Origin of the sequence: Blautia fusiformis (assembly GCF_020686995.1) — a bacterium.
In the GTDB taxonomy this organism is placed as follows: Bacteria; Bacillota; Clostridia; order Lachnospirales; family Lachnospiraceae; genus Blautia_A; species Blautia_A fusiformis.
Genome location: NZ_JAJEPT010000001.1, coordinates 128,882 through 146,416, shown reverse-complemented (window position 1 = coordinate 146,416; position 17,535 = coordinate 128,882). Strand labels below are relative to the sequence as shown.

The following is a 17,535-nucleotide window of genomic DNA, read 5'->3' as shown; positions in this document are numbered from 1 at the left end:
AGTTTTTTCTCATGAGTGATACTCTTTATCTGCAGCTGGATCAGAACATTGAAGTCACCAACCCACATGTATATCTTCAGGATATCGCTGCACTTTCCATGAGTGACCCCAAAATCCTCAATCGTCTGCGGGTCATGCCTGTGATCGTTCTGGATGTGAAAAAGCCCGGACGCTATGTGATGTCTGTCTCGGATCTTCTGAAAAAGATCCAGAAGCTGGAACCCTCCATTGATATTTCTCCCATCGGGGAAACGGATTTTATCATCACCTACCGCATCAGCTCTGCCACAGGGAAAATTTTCCGGTATGTAAAAATCCTTTTTGTATGCCTGGTTTCCTTTTTCGGCGCCGCTTTTTCCATTATGACCTTTAATAATGACGTAGATATGGGCAGCCTTTTTAGCCAGTTTTACGCTCTTGTTACGGGAAAAAGTTCCTCCGGCTTTACCATCCTGGAGATTTCCTACTCCATCGGGATCGGCCTCGGTGTACTGATCTTCTTTAATCATTTCGGGCATCTGAAGCTAAGCGATGATCCCACACCTATGCAGGTGCAGATGCGGACCTATGAGGATGATGTAAACCGGACACTGATCGAACAAGCTGCACGAACAGAAAATCCAGAAACTGAATCATAACCAGAGCACACTCTCATATCCGTACAATTCCGCCGCCTGTCGCACAAAAAAAAGCTCCCTGCAGATTTCTCTGCAAAGAGCTTTTTTTATATAATATGGGTTTACTTTTTTTCTGAAATGATATTTACAGAAGTCCTCCGATGGATAAGAACAGAGGAGCAAATACCAGTGATACAATAGTCATAAGCTTGATCAGGATGTTAATGGAAGGCCCTGATGTATCTTTGAACGGATCGCCGACTGTATCGCCGACAACGGCTGCTTTGTGCGCCTCGCTGCCTTTTCCGCCATGATGACCTGTCTCGATGTATTTTTTTGCATTATCCCATGCACCACCTGCGTTGGACATGAAGATCGCCATCAGTACACCTGTTACAAGAGCACCGGAAAGAAGTCCTCCAAGAGCCTCAACGCCAAGAACAACACCTACGATAACCGGAACAACGACCGCCATGATTCCAGGAAGCATCATCTCGTGAAGAGCTGCTGTTGTGGAGATCGCAACGCATGATTTGTAATCCGGTTTCTCAGTCCCCTTCATGATACCCGGTTTCTCACGGAACTGGCGTCTTACTTCCTCGATCATCTTGTAAGCAGCCTTGGAAACGGATTCCATTGTGAAGGCTGAGAAGAGGAATGTAAGCATACCACCGATAAAGATACCGATCGTAACACGAGGAGCAAGGATATTGATCGCATCCAGATTTACTGCATTCGCATAAGATACAAACAGAGCAAGCGCTGTAAGAGCTGCGGAACCGATCGCGAAGCCTTTACCCATAGCTGCTGTTGTGTTACCTACAGAATCAAGCTTATCTGTGATCTCACGAACTGACTCATCCAGACCTGACATCTCTGCAATACCCCCGGCATTGTCAGCGATGGGTCCATACGCGTCAACGGCAACTGTGATTCCTGTTGTGGAAAGCATACCAACTGCTGCAAGAGCGATTCCGTATAATCCATCCACACCGTATGCTACAAAAATACCAACACAGATCAGCAGGATCGGGAATGCTGTAGATTTCATACCTACTGCGATACCACTGATGATAGTTGTAGCTGCACCTGTCTCAGACTGCTCGCCGATTCCCTGAACCGGTTTGTAATCTGCAGATGTGTAATACTCTGTAATGTTTCCGATGATGACACCGACAACAAGACCTGCGATCACAGCAATGGCTGCCTTCATGTCTCCGAAGAGAGTCTTGCTGAGGATCAGGGACACGATGATAACAAGTGCTGCAGATACATAGCTTCCTCTTGTGAGGGCTTTCTGCGGATTGGAATTATCATCACCTTTTACAAAGAATGTTGCAATGATGGATGCGATCAGTCCACAGCCTGCAATAGCCAGCGGATAGAGAACACCGGAAACTGCTCCGGCTACCGCACCAAGTGTAAGGGCAGATACCAGAGATCCTACATAGGACTCAAAAAGGTCTGCACCCATACCGGCAACATCACCTACGTTATCACCTACGTTATCCGCGATAACAGCCGGATTACGAGGGTCATCCTCCGGGATTCCTGCCTCAACCTTACCTACAAGGTCAGCTCCTACGTCAGCTGCCTTTGTATAGATTCCACCACCAACACGTGCAAACAGTGCGATGGAAGAAGCACCAAGGCTGAATCCAGAAAGTACGTCAACGTTCTTTGTGATGATATACACAACGCTGACACCCAGTGCACCAAGACCTGCAACACACATACCCATAACAGCACCGCCGGAGAATGCAATGGAAAGAGCCTTGTTCATTCCTCCCTCTTTTGCTGCATTTGCTGTTCTTACATTAGCCTTTGTTGCAACGGTCATACCGCAGTATCCTGCGATTGTTGAAAACAGAGCACCTACTACGAAGCAGATTGCTGTTACCCAGCTTCCAACTCCGATTCCGATCAGTACAAAAAGTACGGCTACAAAAATAACCAGGATCTTGTACTCTGCTGTTAAGAAGGCGCGGGCACCTTCTGCGATCGCACCTGCGATCTCCTTCATTCTGTCTGTTCCTGCATCCTGCTTGCTGACCTTCGCTGCAAGGTATGCTGCGAACAGAAGTGCCAGTACTGCTGCCACCGGCACCAAATACATGTAGTTTTCCACTCTTTTTACCTCCGTTCATGTATTGTTAATACTTTATCACATTATTTTGCATATTTCAAATAGAATTTTCACTTAGTTTTTTGTTAATATTGTGATATAATAAAAATTTATATAAATGGGATAAAAATTTTTTATATTATTGCTCGCATTTTTTCAGTTTCAGACAGCTTATATAATAGGAAGTTTTTTATATCTCTATTTGGACAAAATTTCCATTTTTCTTTCCAGAAGATTTTTTTCCAATAATTGTTTTTCTGCATTTTCGAATCCAATTCGTTCTATAGTCTCGGCAAAACGTTCTCCCTTTAATCCCTGGTCCTTAAAAAGCAGGATTGCCTTCTCAATAACATCCAGTGCCTCTTCCTCTGACGTAAAGATCCGGTTCAGGGCCTTTCCATGAGAAATTTTCTTTCCCCAGCGTCCACCGATATAGATCTTGAATCCGTAGGTACCGTCCGGGATGGAATGGAATGGACATTTTCCCACACACCTTCCGCAGTGTCTGCAAAGCTCCTCATCAATGTGCAGTTTCCCGTCAACGACTTTCGCCACTTTGTTTGGACATGCAGCTTCAATGGCACATTTTTTGCAGCCCTTGCATGCCTCGCTGTCAAAGTGCGGGATCCTCTGTCCGATGATCCCCACATCATTCAGATTTGGTTTCACACAGTTATTCGGGCATCCGCCTACTGCGATCTTAAATTTATGCGGCAGTGCAACCTGACGGTAGCCTTTATAGAATCTCCGGAAAATCTCTTCTGAAATTGCATAGGAATCCAGAAGTCCATACTGACAGGTGGTTCCCTTGCAGGATACTACCGGTCGGACCTTTGCTCCTGTTCCTCCTGTCTCCAGACCTTCCTTCGCAATAAATTCCTGAAACTCTTCGATCTTTTCGTAGGGGATTCCCTGGATCTCCACGGAAAGCCTGGTCGTGTAGGTAAGATTTCCGTTGCCGAATTTCTCTGCTGCTTCCGCCATACATCTGTGCTGTGCCGCTGTCACCTTTCCGTTTACAGTGATCACCCGTGCAGAAAATTCATCGGTTCCCCGGTTATTTAAAAAACCCTGCCCCTTCAGTCTTTTCTCTTCCTCTTTGCTTACAGTTAATGCTGACATATTTCCTCCTCCTGGTCTCACCGGCATTCCGATACTTTCCCACGGTATCGTTGCCCTGTATTTTGCAATGTTGAAATCGTTTTCACGTACTTCCTACTATACCACTTGAAGATGTATTTGAGAAATGATATTATTTTATAAAAATGATAGGTTTTACCTATATACCAATTTACAATAAAAGGAGATTCCATATGACCATCCGCCATCTCACTGTTTTTGCGGCCGTTGCGGAACAGGGCTCCATGAGTGCTGCTGCCAAACATCTTTATCTTTCCCAGCCAACAGTCAGTCAGGCCATCCGTGAGCTGGAAGCTCATTATAACGGCCTTCTCTTTGAACGTCTTGGAAAAAAGCTTTATCTCACAGAACGGGGAAAGCTTCTTCTTCCCCATGCCCGTGAAATGATCCGCCAGTTTCAGCAGCTGGAAGAGCTGATGCAGAACCAGGGACAGTCTTCCACCCTGAAGCTTGGCTCCACCCTCACTGTGGGAACCTGCCTGACCCCATCCATTATCCTGGATCTGCAGAAAAAAATCCCGGACCTTGACGTTTACTCCTTTGTCACCAACACGCAAAATATCGAACAGAAGCTTCTGCGTTCTGAGCTGGACGCTGCTGTGGTAGAAGGTGAGATCCATTCCCCGGACCTTGTCGTTCTTCCCATCATCGACGACTGTCTGGTCCTTGCCACCGGAAAAAAGCATCCGTTTTACCGCAGAGGACGCATCCATGTCCAGGAGCTGAACAACCAGAAATTTGCAGTCCGGGAATATGGAAGCGGTACCAGACAGCTTTTTGAGGATTACACCCTTCGCCATGATCTGAAAATCCGGACTGCCTGGGAAGCCAACAGTCCGCAGGCACTGCTGAACGCAGTGCTGTATAACCAAATGCTCTCTGTTATGTCCATACGTCTTATGCATCATGAGATCCGTCACCGTTCAGTCCGGGTCTTCTGCAACGAAGCAGGGGAATGGAACCGGAAATTCAAGCTGGTCTATCACAAGAATAAATTTCTTACCCCTGCTATCTTTGAGCTGGAAAAGATCCTTCACACCTATCAGCAGCTAGAACTGCCCTCTGTCATGGGTGTTCTGGAACAGGAATAAGCAGGGGACTTACCTGATCCAGTAAAAAAACGGCCGCACATATCGCTCTTACGATATGTACAGCCGTTTTTCGTTTTTTTCTCACCCGACAGGGTCGGATCTTTTTTTGAACCGGATATTTAGTTTGATTCGTTGAACACGTTTTTATCCAGTGCACCGTTCTGGTGTGCAACGATGGTTGTGCAGACTGCATCACCGGTAATGTTAACCGCTGTTCTGGTCATATCCAGGATACGGTCAATACCCATGATCAGACCAATTGCCTCAACCGGAAGTCCTACAGAGTTAAATACCATGGTCAGAGTAACAAGACCAACACTTGGTACACCGGCAGTTCCTACGGAAGCAAGGGTTGCAGTTCCGATAACTGTCACATAATCCATCGGACTTAAGTGGATACCAAAAGCCTGTGCCGCAAATACTACGGCAACACCCTGCATGATAGAGGTACCGTCCATGTTGATGGTAGCTCCAAGAGGAATGGTGAATGAAGAAATCTTCTTGGAAACACCCACTTTTTTGGACAGGGTATCAATGGACATCGGGATCGTGGCATTGGATGTAGCTGTTGAGAATGCAAATGCCATAACCGGGAAAAATTTCTTGATGAATTTTATCGGATTCAGTCCTGTGAAGATCTTCAGCAGGATCTGGTATACGCCGAAGCACTGGATTGCCAGTGCAAGGAGAACACCGATCATATATTTTGCCAGTGGGATAAATGCGCTGAAACCGATGTTTGCAAAGGTTCTGCTGATAAGGCAGAATACACCGATCGGTGCAAGTGCCATGATCATCATGGTCATCTCCATCATGATGTCATTGAACTGGCTGAAAAAGTTCGCTACTGTCTCTGCGCGCTCTCCCATTTTCGCAAGGATCACACCCACGATCAGGGCAAATACGATAACCTGAAGCATGGTTCCGCTTGCCAGGGAATTGATCGGATTGTCCGGAATGATATTCAGGATGGTATCCGTAAGAGAGGTCGCCTCCATAGTCTCCACAGAGGAAGCGGAGGACTGAATAGAGCTCATATCGAGTCCCACACCCGGATTGATCAGATTACCTACCGTCAGAGCAACCGAAACAGCCAGAGCTGTAGTTGCCAGATAAAATACCAGTGTTCTCACACCTACGGTTCCAAGCTTCTTGGTATCACCGATGGACATACTTCCGCAGACAAGGGAACAGAATACCAACGGTACAACCAGCATTTTCATCAGACGGATAAATCCCTGTCCGATCACATAAAGGATTCCCTCCACGATCACATCTTTCTTGAAGCTGCTGTCAGGAACCAGGTAACAGAGAATGATTCCCAGTATCGCACCTGCGATCAGCGCCACAAAGATCTTCGTGGTAAGGCCCATTTTCTTTTTCTGCTGTGTTTTCTCTTTTATATTTTTCTCTTTCATTCTAGTCCTCCGCTCTTTCATCCATATATTCTTTCAGCGATGCTTTCCAGTCCGGCATGTCATACACTTCAATAATACGGAGGATAAAATTATCAAGGACAGCATATGGCGGTCTGACAGAAGAAAGATCTGACTGCTCTGTCGGCACGGATCTCAGTTCGATCTCCTTTCCTGCAAGGCGAAGGATCTCGGTTGCAAACTCATAACGGTTGCATACACCGCTGCAGGTTACGTGATAAGTTCCATATTCGTTGGTATCGATAAGATACAGGATCATTCTTGCCAGATCCTTGGCGCTGGTCGGTGATCCGAACTGATCCGAAGCAACGGAAAGCGCCTGGCCTTTTTCTGCTGTCTCCAGCACACGGTTTACAAAATTGTTTCCGCCTTTTCCGTATACCCAGTTGCTTCGGATAATGAAATGTTTGTGTGTAAACTCTTTTACATAGTTCTCTCCGGCTCTCTTGGAACGGCCGTAAACAGTCAGCGGATTGGTATCGTCAAACTCTGTATACGGTTTTTTGCTCTTTCCGTCGAAAACATCATCTGTGGAAAGCTGGACGATCTTTGCCCCGCATTTTCTTGCCACGATGCTTAAGTTTCTTGCTCCCAGTGCGTTGACACGGTATGCATGTTCCGGATTCTTCTCACACTCATCGGTATCTGTGATACCGGTGCAGTTGATGATCACATCCGGACGGTTAATGGAACCGAAGTTGATCACTTCATCTGTGTCTGTGATATCCAGCTCATCAAGATCTGTGTTCAGAGTCTCGATCTGCATTGGATCCAGAACATCATTCAGTGCCCGTCCGATCTGTCCGTTGGCACCTGCGATCCATACTTTTAACATCTTTCTACCTCCCTGGTGTAATATGTGTGATATATAAAATAAAGAGACATTGATTTAGATCAAAACCAATGCCCCTTTAACCTATATACTGTAATATATTTTATCAATATCACAAAAAACTGTCAAGAAAAAAGCCCCTGTTTCCATAAGGTTCCTGCTGCTGATGTTACTGCCCACCAGCAGTATTTCCTCAAGATGTTTTTGTGAACAGAATTTACAGAAATCCTGAGGATCGGGAGTTCCATAACTCCCGATTTTGTATTGTAAATTCTGTCCCATGAATTATAATCTAAACAGGAGATCATCTAAAAACACATACAAAGGAGAAACTTATGAAAAAGCTAAAAAAATTAACATCTCTGCTATTTCTGTTCTGCTGTCTTTGCTTCTGTCTGATCCTGTTTCCACAGACAGCCCGGGCAGGCTCTCTTACGCCAACCGCACAGGACAATCTCAATGTCAGGTTACGCCGTACCTCTGATCTTATTCCTGTTTCTGGCGGATACATGAGGATCTTCCACCAGAAAAATTCTGTCGGCGTTGAATATTACGATAATGATCTGAAGATCAGAAGCAAGCGCAAGATCAACATGGAGCTTCCACTGTGGGGTGGCTTTTATGCCGGATCTGACGGATATTATCTGGTAGAAGGCCAGACAAACAACAAAGAAAACGATTCCGCTGAGGTCATCCGCGTTATCCGCTACGATACAAACTGGAACCGGAACGGTGCAGCAGCAATTACCAGTAACCCGGAGCTTTTTGGCGGTGAGGTCCGCACGCCCTTTGACTATGGCTGTGTGGAAATGACAGAAAGCAACGGCAAACTCTATGTTGTTACCGGTCACGAAGGATATGTGGATCCCTCTGTCGGTCAGGGACATCAGGGCTTCCTTATGGCCGAGATCGACCAGGCAACCATGAAAGGAAAGATCGTTTCCTGCGATCTGTGGCATTCCTTTGCACAGTATATCAAATCACAAGGTTCTTATCTCTACGTACTGGAGCAGAGTGAGGGTTCACGATGTACAAAGCTTTCCAGATACGACAGCACTACACTTGCCTGCACCACCATAGAGCTTTTGCCATACGGAGGCTCACATACTTCTGTGTGGGCACTGGCCTGCTACGCAAGCGTTGACGGCATGGCTGTTTCCTCTGACAGTGTATTATGCGTTGGCACTTCCATCGATCAGTCCAAATATGATAAGGTATCTGAAAACACGCCTCATAACCTTTATCTGTCCGTCACACCAATGTCTGACTTTTCCGAAAAAGCAACCACTACCAGGAAGCTTACCAACTTTACAGGCGGAGGAAAAAGCTTTGCGGGCGTAAAGATCACCAAAATAAATGACAACCGTTTTATGATTTCCTGGGAAGAATACGTCTCCGACGATAACAAGAAAAACTCTTCCGCTAACGATCCGCTCTCTTCCAGCACCCTTCATTATCTTTTTGTGGACGGAAAGGGAAAGAGTCTCAGCAAAGAGTTTACAACAGCTGCTCCGATTTCTGACTGTCAGCCTGTGGTAAAGGATTCCAGGGTCGTTTATTATGCTTCAAACTCCAACACCTTGAACTTTTATTCCATTAATTCCGACAACGGAAAAGCTGACAAAAAAACTTACCATATCGCAGGTGACAACGCAACCTGGAATTTCAAAAACGGTATCCTTACGATCTCCGGCTACGGACCACTTTCTATTTCCACAGAGGAAAACCAACGATACCCGGTCTCTTCAACAAAAGGCTGGTTTATCTTCTCCAACGATTCCTCCTGGAAAGCTATCAAAAACCAGATCAGAAAGGTAATAATAAAGCCCGGGATCACAAGTATTTCCGAAAGGGCCTTTGTTTATCTTCCTGAGCTGAAAGAAGTGGACATCCAGAAAGGGGTCACAAAGATCGGAAAAGAAGCTTTCGCCTACTGTGACAAGCTATCCAGGATCAACATACCTGATACTGTTAAAAGCATTGGAACGGATGCTGTGTGGGGCGGCTACGGGTATGTCAACTCTCATGCATATTTTTGCAAGATCCATGCTCCGTACGGCTCTTACGCAGTTACATATGCCAAGAAAAACAATATCAGCTATGCATGCAATATTTCCGATGCAGCTGTAACAGGGATCAAAAAAACATATACCTATACAGGCTCTGACATAAAGCCCGTTCCAACCGTAACTCTTGGAAAAGCAAAGCTTTCTGGCATCAATGATTATCATGTGACATACCAGAACAATAAAAAAGCAGGAACTGCTACCCTGAAGATCATCGGTGATAACCATTTCTACGGAACCATCACCTTAAATTTCCAGATCACTCCTGCAGCCACACCAAAGCCACAGACTGCAAAAACATTCCGGGATGCTTATAATGTCTACACAGTCAATACCACCGGGACTTCCGTAGCACTAAAGGGACCACGTTCACGCAATACTGTCACTGCAAAGATTCCGGCCACTGTCAAAGCTAACGGAAAAACCTACAAAGTCACAGCCATTGCAGCCAATGCCTTCAAAAACTGTAAAAACCTGAAACAGGTAACGATTTCAGGAAATATCACAAGCATAGGTGCCGGAGCCTTCCAGGGATGCATAAGTCTTCGTACTGTAAAAATCGGTTCCCGAGTTTCTGCGATCGGCACAAAAGCTTTCTGTGACTGTAAGGCCCTTACCTCTGTCACCATACAGACAGGACGTCTTACTTCCAAAAGCTCAGGTAAATATATCTTCACAAGAGCAGGTCAGAATAATTACAAAAAACTGACTGTAAAGGTTCCGGCAAGCAGACTTTCCTCTTACAAAAAGCTGTTTCAGAGCCAGGGTCTGTCCACACAGGCTAGGGTTATCAAATAGTCAGGATCGTACCTTGCATTTCCACGCCCCTTATGCTATACTCAGTTTCGCTGCAAAAGCCCGCAAAAACCAAGGTCGTACAGGGCTTACAAGGCGGTCACCGCCTATAAATGTGCCGAGTGTTCGTGACCTTCCACTCGTAAAACAAAACTAAAGGAGAATAAAAAACATGAAAAACAAAGGTACTCATTTTCTGGTACAGGGAGCTGCCATTGCAGCTGTATATGTTGTCCTGACACTGGTATTCGCGCCACTTAGCTTCGGTGAAGTTCAGATCCGGTTTTCCGAGGCGCTGACCGTGCTTCCGTTCTTCACACCGGCTGCCATCCCGGGACTGTTTGTGGGATGTATCATTGCCAATCTTCTTGGCGGTGCGATTCCGGTTGACATCATTTTCGGAAGCATTGCCACACTTATCGGTGCATTCTTTACCTACAAGCTTCGCAATACAGGCAAATGGACAGCCCCGATCCCGCCGATCGTTTCCAACATTGTGATCGTTCCTCTTGTGCTTCGTTACGGATATGGCATTAACCTTCCTATCCCGTTTATGATGCTCACAGTAGGAGCCGGCGAATTTATCTCAGCCGGTGTGATCGGTATGATCCTTCTTGGAGCACTTTCCAAATACAAAAATGTACTTTTTCATAAAAAAGCAGCAGTCTGACTAAATCTGCTGCCCACAAAAAGGAGCCATGAGAAAACAGCAGCATTTCTCATGGCTCTCTTTTATTTTTTCTCTGCGGATTCCTGCAGACTGCGCAGGATCCTCTTTTCCATTCTGGATACCTGTACCTGGGATACGCCAAGCTCATGGGCGATCTCCATCTGGGTCATGTTCTGAAAATACCGCATATAGATCAGCCTCCGCTCCTTTGCCTCCAGAGTTCCCAGTATCTCTTCCAGAAAAATCCTGTCCAGTACTTTTTCCTGCCGGTTTTCTTTTTCCGGAAGCTTGTCCATCAGAGAAATCTCCGTTCCCTCACCCTGATAGATCGTTTTGTGAAGAGATTCCACCTCTGCACCGGATTCCATGGTCATTACCAGTTCTTCTATGGAAATTCCCATTTCCTCTGCCATTTCTCCCGTCGTAGGTTCCCGCTCCAGCCGGCGTGTCAGTGCTTCTCTCACCTGATAGATCCTGTAATGGTTTTCCTTCAGAGAACGGCTTACCTTCAGTATCCCGTCGTCCCTGAGATAACGTTTGATCTCTCCGATGATCATGGGAACGGCATAGGTGGAAAATTTCACATCATAGGACATGTCAAACTTATCCACAGCTTTCAGAAGTCCGATGCTGCCGATCTGGAACAGATCCTCCATCTCCACCCCTCGTCCCAGAAAACGCTTTGCCACACTGTATATCAGTCCTGTATTTTCCTCAAACAAAAGATCTCTTGCCGCTTTATCCCCCTGGTGTGCACGCCCGATGAGGACAAGAGTACGATCCATAGTTACCTCCTGATGATCTTTTTCATGTGCACTGTAGTTCCACGGCCAACCTCCGATTCCACCTGAAGCTCATCCATAAACGCCTCCATGAATGTAAACCCCATACCGGAGCGGTCTTTATCAGCCTTTGTGGTAAACAGAGGCTCCATGGCTTTTTTGATATCCGGGATCCCGGCTCCGTGATCTGTCACATCTACCTGAAGCTCCTGCCCCCGGAGACGACATTCTACACGGATCTTATGTATCTCTCCTTCATACCCGTGTATGATGCAGTTGGTCACTGCCTCCGATACTGCGGTCTTCAGATCCGAAATTTCCTCCAGCGTAGGATTCAGCTGTGTGCAGAATGAAGCCACAGCAACTCTTGCCAGTGCTTCATTTACCGGTCTGCTGTCAAAAATGATCGTCATTTCATTTGTGTTTTCCATCATAAACACCCTCCTGTTCACCTGCCGATTTTTTAATTCCACAGATTTCAATATATTTTCCCACTCCGGATAGCCGCAGAAGCTTTGCAATATGACTGTTCACATTGACAACCTGCACACATTTCCCCCTCATGCCAAGTGCCCGGTACCTACCCATCAGCAGACCGATCCCGGAACTGTCCATAAAAACGGTCTCTGAGAAATCAAAAATCATATTTTTTATATAGTTATGTCCAATAATCCGGTCTGAATCTCTCCGAATCTCATCAGAAGCCGGATGATCCAGTTCCGCCGGAAGATGTACAGTCAGCACGGTTCCGGATTTTTCAAAACCTGATGTCATTCTATCATTCCCCCATTTTTGATTTTTTATTCCATTTTTCATGACCAAAGGGTAAAAAAAGAGGAATGCGCCAACGCACATTCCCCTTATCCGAGGTTTCTCCTCTGTATGAGTTATGATCTTTTTTATTCTGTATAACCTCCATCGTAAGAGGAATCCTCATATCCTCCGTCAATGTAGCTGCTGTCTTCTCCGGAATCTCCGTCAGAGCTCTGTGCATCTTCTCCCGCTGAAGCTGCGGCATCCGCTCCAGCTTCAGCCGTTCCATCTGTGCTGCTGTCAGCACTGGACGTTCCACCAGAAGCTCCGCTCTCGATCCCGCTTACACCGGTCTTTCCGCTGATAGTACTGTAAATCCCCTTTGCAGAATCTGACAGTGTATCCACATATACCTTCTGTAGTTCCAGCGCCGCTGTATCCAGATCCTCCTGCTGCATGGCAGTATATGCATTAAACAAAGCCTCATAGCTCTGACTGCGTTTCTGCTCTTCCTCTGCCTGCTTGGCAACTGCATCTGCCGTATCACTGGACTGGGCAGCTTCTCCCTGAGCTTTGGTAAGCTCCACGCTCTGGCTGGAAAGAGAATCACTGTACTGTATGATCTGCTGATTGGCCTGCCTGTAAATATCCTGTTTCACAGCCGGCAGCACAAGGAGCCAGAATGCTGCCGCCCCTGCCGCAAATCCAAGTACCGTGGTAAAGAAAAGTGATATCTTTGATCTTTCTTTATAAGACGACGGCCTTACAACGATTTCTCCTGAAATATTATCATTCTCATTTTTTTCATTTCCAAACAAGCCCTTACGCCGTTTTTCCATCTTTGTGGTAACACCCGTCTGCTCGTCAACTTCACGCAGGAAACGAAGTGTGGTGGTATTGGTCTTGTCGATCCTGGCTGCTTTTTTCAGGGTTCTTCTCGCCTTATTCCACTCCTGATTCTTCATCTGGATCAGAGCAAGAAGATGATACCCCTTGATCAGCTTGGGATTCTGGGACAGGATCTTTTTCAGGCGGATGGCCGCCATATCCTCATGGCCTTCCCTACACATGGCGAGGGCATTGTTATATTTCTTGATGCTTTCGTTGATTGTTTCCAGTTTGTTCTGGTTTGCCTGAAGCCTGGCAATATATTCTGAAGCCAGATTTCGGTTCTTCTGGATATTCTTGCTGATGACCCACTCACTCAGTGCGGCAACCACCTCACCGGTCTCAAAATATACAAGACCAAGAAGATTTCTTGCACGGATATTCCGTTTGTCATAAGCAAGACTTTGCTTCAGACAGCTGATCGCCCCGGACAGATCCCGGATGCTGGCTTTTTCCAGCCCCTGATTATAATAAAGCTTGGAAAGATAATCCACCTTCTTCTGGATCAGTACATTGGCTCCACAATGCGGACAATAATCCAGATCTGTATCCGTCAGGAACGCTCCACAGTTTATGCAGTTCATCCACTTCTCCTTATCTTACACGTCTGTTGCTCTTGACCTCACGCAGCATCTCCTGGAGTACATCCATGATATCTGTGATCTCCCGGTCATAAATGACACCTTCTACATCTGCCACATCCAGACATGGTTCAAATTTCTTCAGTTCCTCTTCGTAATCGATCATAATTTTTTCCTCCTGATCACAGCCTTGATCTCACCGACCAGATAAAGGGATCCTACACAGAACAGCATTCCATCCTCACCTTTTTCCTTTACTGCCCGTTCAAAAGCTGCTGGAACATCCTCTATTGCTTCCACTTCCGGTACTCCGTCTTCACGGAAGATCTCCGCAAGCTCTTCTACCGGAACTTTGCGGTATCCGCCTACCTGTGTGACGATCACATGTCGAAAACGGATCCTGCTACAGATCGTGCGGATCATATCCGTATAGTCCTTGTCATCCACTGCGGAAAACAGCAGAGTCAGAGGAAATTCCTTCTGGAAATGTTCTGCTGTCTCTACAAACTTCTCAACACCGTCTTCGTTATGTGCGCCATCTACGATCACACCCGGAAGAACCGTTTCCATCCTTCCCTGCCAGCGTGTTTTTGCCATACCAGCCTTCAGAGCCTCCAGAGATACCGGAATCTGATCTTCCAATACCTGAATGGTTTTCACCGCAAGAGCTGCATTCATAACCTGATAACGGGCGATAAACGGTATATCAAATACGGTATCACCATATGTCTCGTCCTTAAGAGAAAATCGGATTCCGTCCTTTGTGATCTTATGGATCTCTGTGTCTTCCCGTTTCAGCTCATAATATGGACATCCCAGCTTCTCTGCATGCTCACGCATCACTACGGCCGCATCCGGATCATTTCCATCGTAGATCACCGGAACACCCGGCACCATGATCCCTGCCTTCTCTCCTGCGATCTCGGAAACTGTATTTCCAAGATACTGCATATGATCGAGGCTGATGGATGTGATCACACAGGCTGCCGGATCCTCCACAGCAGTGGTTGCATCCAGACGTCCGCCAAGACCGGTCTCCAGTGTTACATAATCCACGCCGGCTTCTGCAAAGATCACCATTCCCATCAGAAGGAGTGTCTCAAAATAGGTGGGATGATAGCTTCCCTCAGCAACCAGCTCATCGGAAAGCTTTTTAACTTTTTCAAAAGCACGAAGGAAAGTATCGTCATCGATCACTTCCTCGTTGATCTGAAAACGCTCGTTGATCTCCACCAGATGAGGAGATGTAAAAAGTCCGCAGGAATATCCTGCTTCCCGAAGGACCGATGTGATAAAAGCACAGGTACTTCCCTTTCCGTTGGTTCCTGCCACATGGATCACACGGAATTTCCTCTGCGGATCTCCAAGTCTTCTTAAGCATTCTCTGGTATGGTCCAGGCTGTTCTTAGTAGTAAATCTCGGTATATCTTCAATATACGCAACTGCTTCTTCGTAATTCATAAAAAAAACCATCACTTATCTATAATGTATTCGTAAAGAACTTTTGGGGAGAAAAGCTTCTCCCCTCCTGTTCGTTACGATACCATTATATAATAGTGGTGGAAGATGTCCAGTCCTAATCGTAATATTTTATCCGACATTTTTTGTATCGGAGTATCTTTTCTATGCCATTTACTGGTTGTCTGTACTGTTTTCTTCACCGGAATCTTCTGTGGATTCCGTTTCTGACGCTGTATCCGTTTCCTCCATTGACCCTGTATCAGAACTGCTCTTTTCACTGTCAAGCTTCCACTTGCTGTCAGCGAGCAGCGCATAGACCGCCCGGTCATGGCTCTTTGTCATGGCCTTTCTTGTGGAACTGTTGCTTCGCTGCACTACCGAGAGCCGGTCAAAATCATCCAGTTCCTTTCCGGTAATGATCAGCTTGGTAGGATTCACGTAAACCGTATCATACCATTCTCCGTTGATCTTCACCTGGCTGGACGGCGTAAAGTTTGTCCCCTGGATATAATAGGTGTGATCCGTCTCAGACACAACCTGAATGGAATCCAGCGTGGTATCATAGATTCCCATACGCATCTTTGTCCGCTCAAAAGGATTCGCTCCGTCATATGTATACTGCTTTCCGTAGAGAAGATCGTACTGCAGGGTCTCCAGATCCACCTGATAATTTTTGGTGTTTCTTCTTGCCTGATGATACTTGAAAACATTTCCCTCATGGATACCTACACGATCCATAACCTCTGCTGCCATCTGGTATGCCGCAAGATTTTCTTTCTTTTTCTTAAGTCCGAAATTATCCCACATCACATACTCTGTCTGGAACAGATATTTATTCTCCACATCCTCCACGGTCAGTCCCATGGTCGGCAGATGATCACCATACATGACCAGTACCACATCTTCCGGATAATCTGCCAGCCTGTCAGTCAGCTCTTTGACAAAATTATCCATCTCATGGATCTGATTTACATAATACTCCCACTTATTATTCAGCTCGTCAGTAGGTGCCCCGGAAACTGTGATCTCCGGATTTTCCAGTACCGGTTCTGAAGGATAATCTCCATGTCCCTGCACGGAAATAGTATATACATAATCAGGTCCTTCTGTGGAATCCAGACACTTGACGATCTCATCGGTGAGGACACTGTCCTTGGTCCAGCCCAACGGGTTCTTCTGATTTTCATCCTTCATGTACTCTGCCGAAGTGAAGGTATCAAATCCCAGATTCGGAAAAATGCTTCTTCTTCCGTAGAAATTCGCCTCATTGTTATGTACTGCATGAGCAGTATAGCCCAGATTCTTCAGAACATACGGTGCGCTCTCACAGGTAGTTTCCTTAAGGATACTCTTGTACGGATATTCACCCGGTCCAAAATAATGAAGGCTCATTCCGGTAATGGATTCAAACTCAGTATTTGCGGTTCCAGCTCCTACGGAAGGTACCTTATAATATCCGGAGGAATACTCCTTCATCAGCTTTCTGAAATTCGGAATAGGATCTTCTGACAGCTCCAGATAATTTACCAGCGTAGGATCAAAAAAGGACTCCAGCTGCAAAAACAGAATATTCGGATGACTGCCTTCTTTCGTTTCCGGAAGATTTTCTTCCGACTTCTCGATCCTTTTGATCTCGCTTTTGGAATAGTCTCTCGGGGCACTGATTCCAGTATTAAAGATCGTCGTTGCCAGACAGTAGGGATATCCGTAATCCTCATAAGCTATGGCAATATTTCCAAAATAATTGGAAAGAACTCTTTTTTCCAGAGCAAGCTGTGTGATTCCTCCAAATGCAAGAACCCCGACCAGGACCAGCGGAATATTTACCTTATATTTCAGCTTGCCTCTGTACTTCGGCGATCTTATCAGGATGATCAGAAGAATCAGAACTGCAATCCCCAGAAGAACTGCACCTATGGTCATCTGGGTATGGGTCAGATATTTTTTTGCAATACTGAGACCATCTGTCAGATTCTTCACATCCGGTCCTGTAAACGGTGTGACACGGTTGAGAAGAAGCACACCGTTTACGATTCCCAGAAACAGCCATAAGCTACCCACAAAGATACGCCAGAAAATTCTCTTTCGGAAGAGATAAACAATCAGCATCGTTGTAAAGATAAACGCTGCATTATAAGCAAATACAAGCGGCTTTGTGGTCATGTAGGTCCACGCCTCTGTGAACGAGTGCCTGCATATGGCCTCGATCACAAAGTACAGGACTGCACAGCCCAGAGCCTGAAGTATCAGCGAAATCTTATTGAAAAAGTTACACCACTTCATTAAAACACTCCTTCG

The 17,535-nt window shown here is 46.0% G+C and carries 15 protein-coding genes; 4 read left to right on the top strand and 11 right to left on the bottom strand.

The genetic code is table 11. The features are described from left to right. Positions 1 to 11: 11 nt before the first annotated feature. Positions 12 to 638, top strand: coding sequence for a stage V sporulation protein AA (locus LKD46_RS00715; RefSeq protein WP_118368440.1), 627 nt, complete (start codon positions 12 to 14; stop codon positions 636 to 638). Positions 639 to 762: 124 nt separating this feature from the next. Here the strand turns inward: LKD46_RS00715 and LKD46_RS00710 are convergent, their stop codons facing one another. Further along, a complete protein-coding gene (locus LKD46_RS00710; RefSeq protein WP_044961021.1) occupies positions 763 to 2,745 on the bottom strand; it encodes a sodium-translocating pyrophosphatase in 1,983 nt (660 codons plus the stop codon). A 195-nt stretch (positions 2,746 to 2,940) separates the two neighbouring features. Continuing rightward, positions 2,941 to 3,864, bottom strand: a complete 924-nt coding sequence (locus LKD46_RS00705; RefSeq protein WP_021977051.1) for a ferredoxin-like domain-containing protein — start codon at positions 3,862 to 3,864, stop codon at positions 2,941 to 2,943. A 191-nt stretch (positions 3,865 to 4,055) separates the two neighbouring features. On the opposite strand from LKD46_RS00705, the gene LKD46_RS00700 reads away from it, so the two are divergent. Beyond that, entirely contained in the window at positions 4,056 to 4,973 is a 918-nt protein-coding gene (locus tag LKD46_RS00700) for a LysR family transcriptional regulator (protein WP_118368439.1), read from the top strand. A 119-nt stretch (positions 4,974 to 5,092) separates the two neighbouring features. On the opposite strand, the gene LKD46_RS00695 is transcribed toward LKD46_RS00700, so the two are convergent. Next, positions 5,093 to 6,391: a dicarboxylate/amino acid:cation symporter gene (locus LKD46_RS00695; protein ID WP_015526900.1), complete on the bottom strand. Its 1,299-nt coding sequence runs from the start codon at positions 6,389 to 6,391 to the stop codon at positions 5,093 to 5,095. Position 6,392: 1 nt separating this feature from the next. After that, positions 6,393 to 7,244, bottom strand: coding sequence for a dTDP-4-dehydrorhamnose reductase (gene rfbD, locus LKD46_RS00690; protein WP_015526899.1), 852 nt, complete (start codon positions 7,242 to 7,244; stop codon positions 6,393 to 6,395). A 332-nt stretch (positions 7,245 to 7,576) separates the two neighbouring features. Here rfbD and LKD46_RS00685 point away from each other — a divergent pair, with 332 nt between their 5' ends. Both LKD46_RS00685 and LKD46_RS00680 read left to right on the top strand, forming a co-directional pair. After that, positions 7,577 to 10,105 carry a leucine-rich repeat domain-containing protein gene (locus tag LKD46_RS00685; RefSeq protein WP_227573667.1) on the top strand — a complete coding sequence of 843 codons (2,529 nt, stop codon included), beginning with the start codon at positions 7,577 to 7,579 and terminating at the stop codon, positions 10,103 to 10,105. A 169-nt stretch (positions 10,106 to 10,274) separates the two neighbouring features. Next, complete coding sequence (locus tag LKD46_RS00680) at positions 10,275 to 10,772, top strand: QueT transporter family protein (protein WP_015526895.1); 498 nt, start codon at positions 10,275 to 10,277, stop codon at positions 10,770 to 10,772. 62 nt (positions 10,773 to 10,834) lie between these two features. On the opposite strand, the gene LKD46_RS00675 is transcribed toward LKD46_RS00680, so the two are convergent. The 7 genes from LKD46_RS00675 to LKD46_RS00645 form a co-directional block, all read right to left on the bottom strand. Further along, positions 10,835 to 11,557 (bottom strand): SigF/SigG family RNA polymerase sporulation sigma factor, encoded by a 723-nt coding sequence (locus LKD46_RS00675; RefSeq protein WP_021650746.1) that lies wholly within the window; start codon positions 11,555 to 11,557, stop codon positions 10,835 to 10,837. Positions 11,558 to 11,559: 2 nt separating this feature from the next. Beyond that, complete coding sequence (spoIIAB, locus tag LKD46_RS00670; RefSeq protein ID WP_015526893.1) at positions 11,560 to 11,985, bottom strand: anti-sigma F factor; 426 nt, start codon at positions 11,983 to 11,985, stop codon at positions 11,560 to 11,562. After that, positions 11,969 to 12,328 carry an anti-sigma factor antagonist gene (locus LKD46_RS00665; protein WP_044961012.1) on the bottom strand — a complete coding sequence of 120 codons (360 nt, stop codon included), beginning with the start codon at positions 12,326 to 12,328 and terminating at the stop codon, positions 11,969 to 11,971. Before LKD46_RS00665 ends, spoIIAB begins: the two co-directional genes overlap by 17 nt. A gap of 125 nt (positions 12,329 to 12,453) precedes the next feature. Then, entirely contained in the window at positions 12,454 to 13,779 is a 1,326-nt protein-coding gene (locus LKD46_RS00660; protein ID WP_227573666.1) for a hypothetical protein, read from the bottom strand. A 10-nt stretch (positions 13,780 to 13,789) separates the two neighbouring features. Beyond that, positions 13,790 to 13,942, bottom strand: a complete 153-nt coding sequence (locus LKD46_RS00655; RefSeq protein ID WP_015526890.1) for a hypothetical protein — start codon at positions 13,940 to 13,942, stop codon at positions 13,790 to 13,792. Next, positions 13,939 to 15,237 carry a bifunctional folylpolyglutamate synthase/dihydrofolate synthase gene (locus LKD46_RS00650; RefSeq protein ID WP_015526889.1) on the bottom strand — a complete coding sequence of 433 codons (1,299 nt, stop codon included), beginning with the start codon at positions 15,235 to 15,237 and terminating at the stop codon, positions 13,939 to 13,941. Before LKD46_RS00650 ends, LKD46_RS00655 begins: the two co-directional genes overlap by 4 nt. Positions 15,238 to 15,408: 171 nt before the next feature. After that, complete coding sequence (locus LKD46_RS00645; RefSeq protein ID WP_015526888.1) at positions 15,409 to 17,520, bottom strand: LTA synthase family protein; 2,112 nt, start codon at positions 17,518 to 17,520, stop codon at positions 15,409 to 15,411. Positions 17,521 to 17,535: the final 15 nt, after the last annotated feature.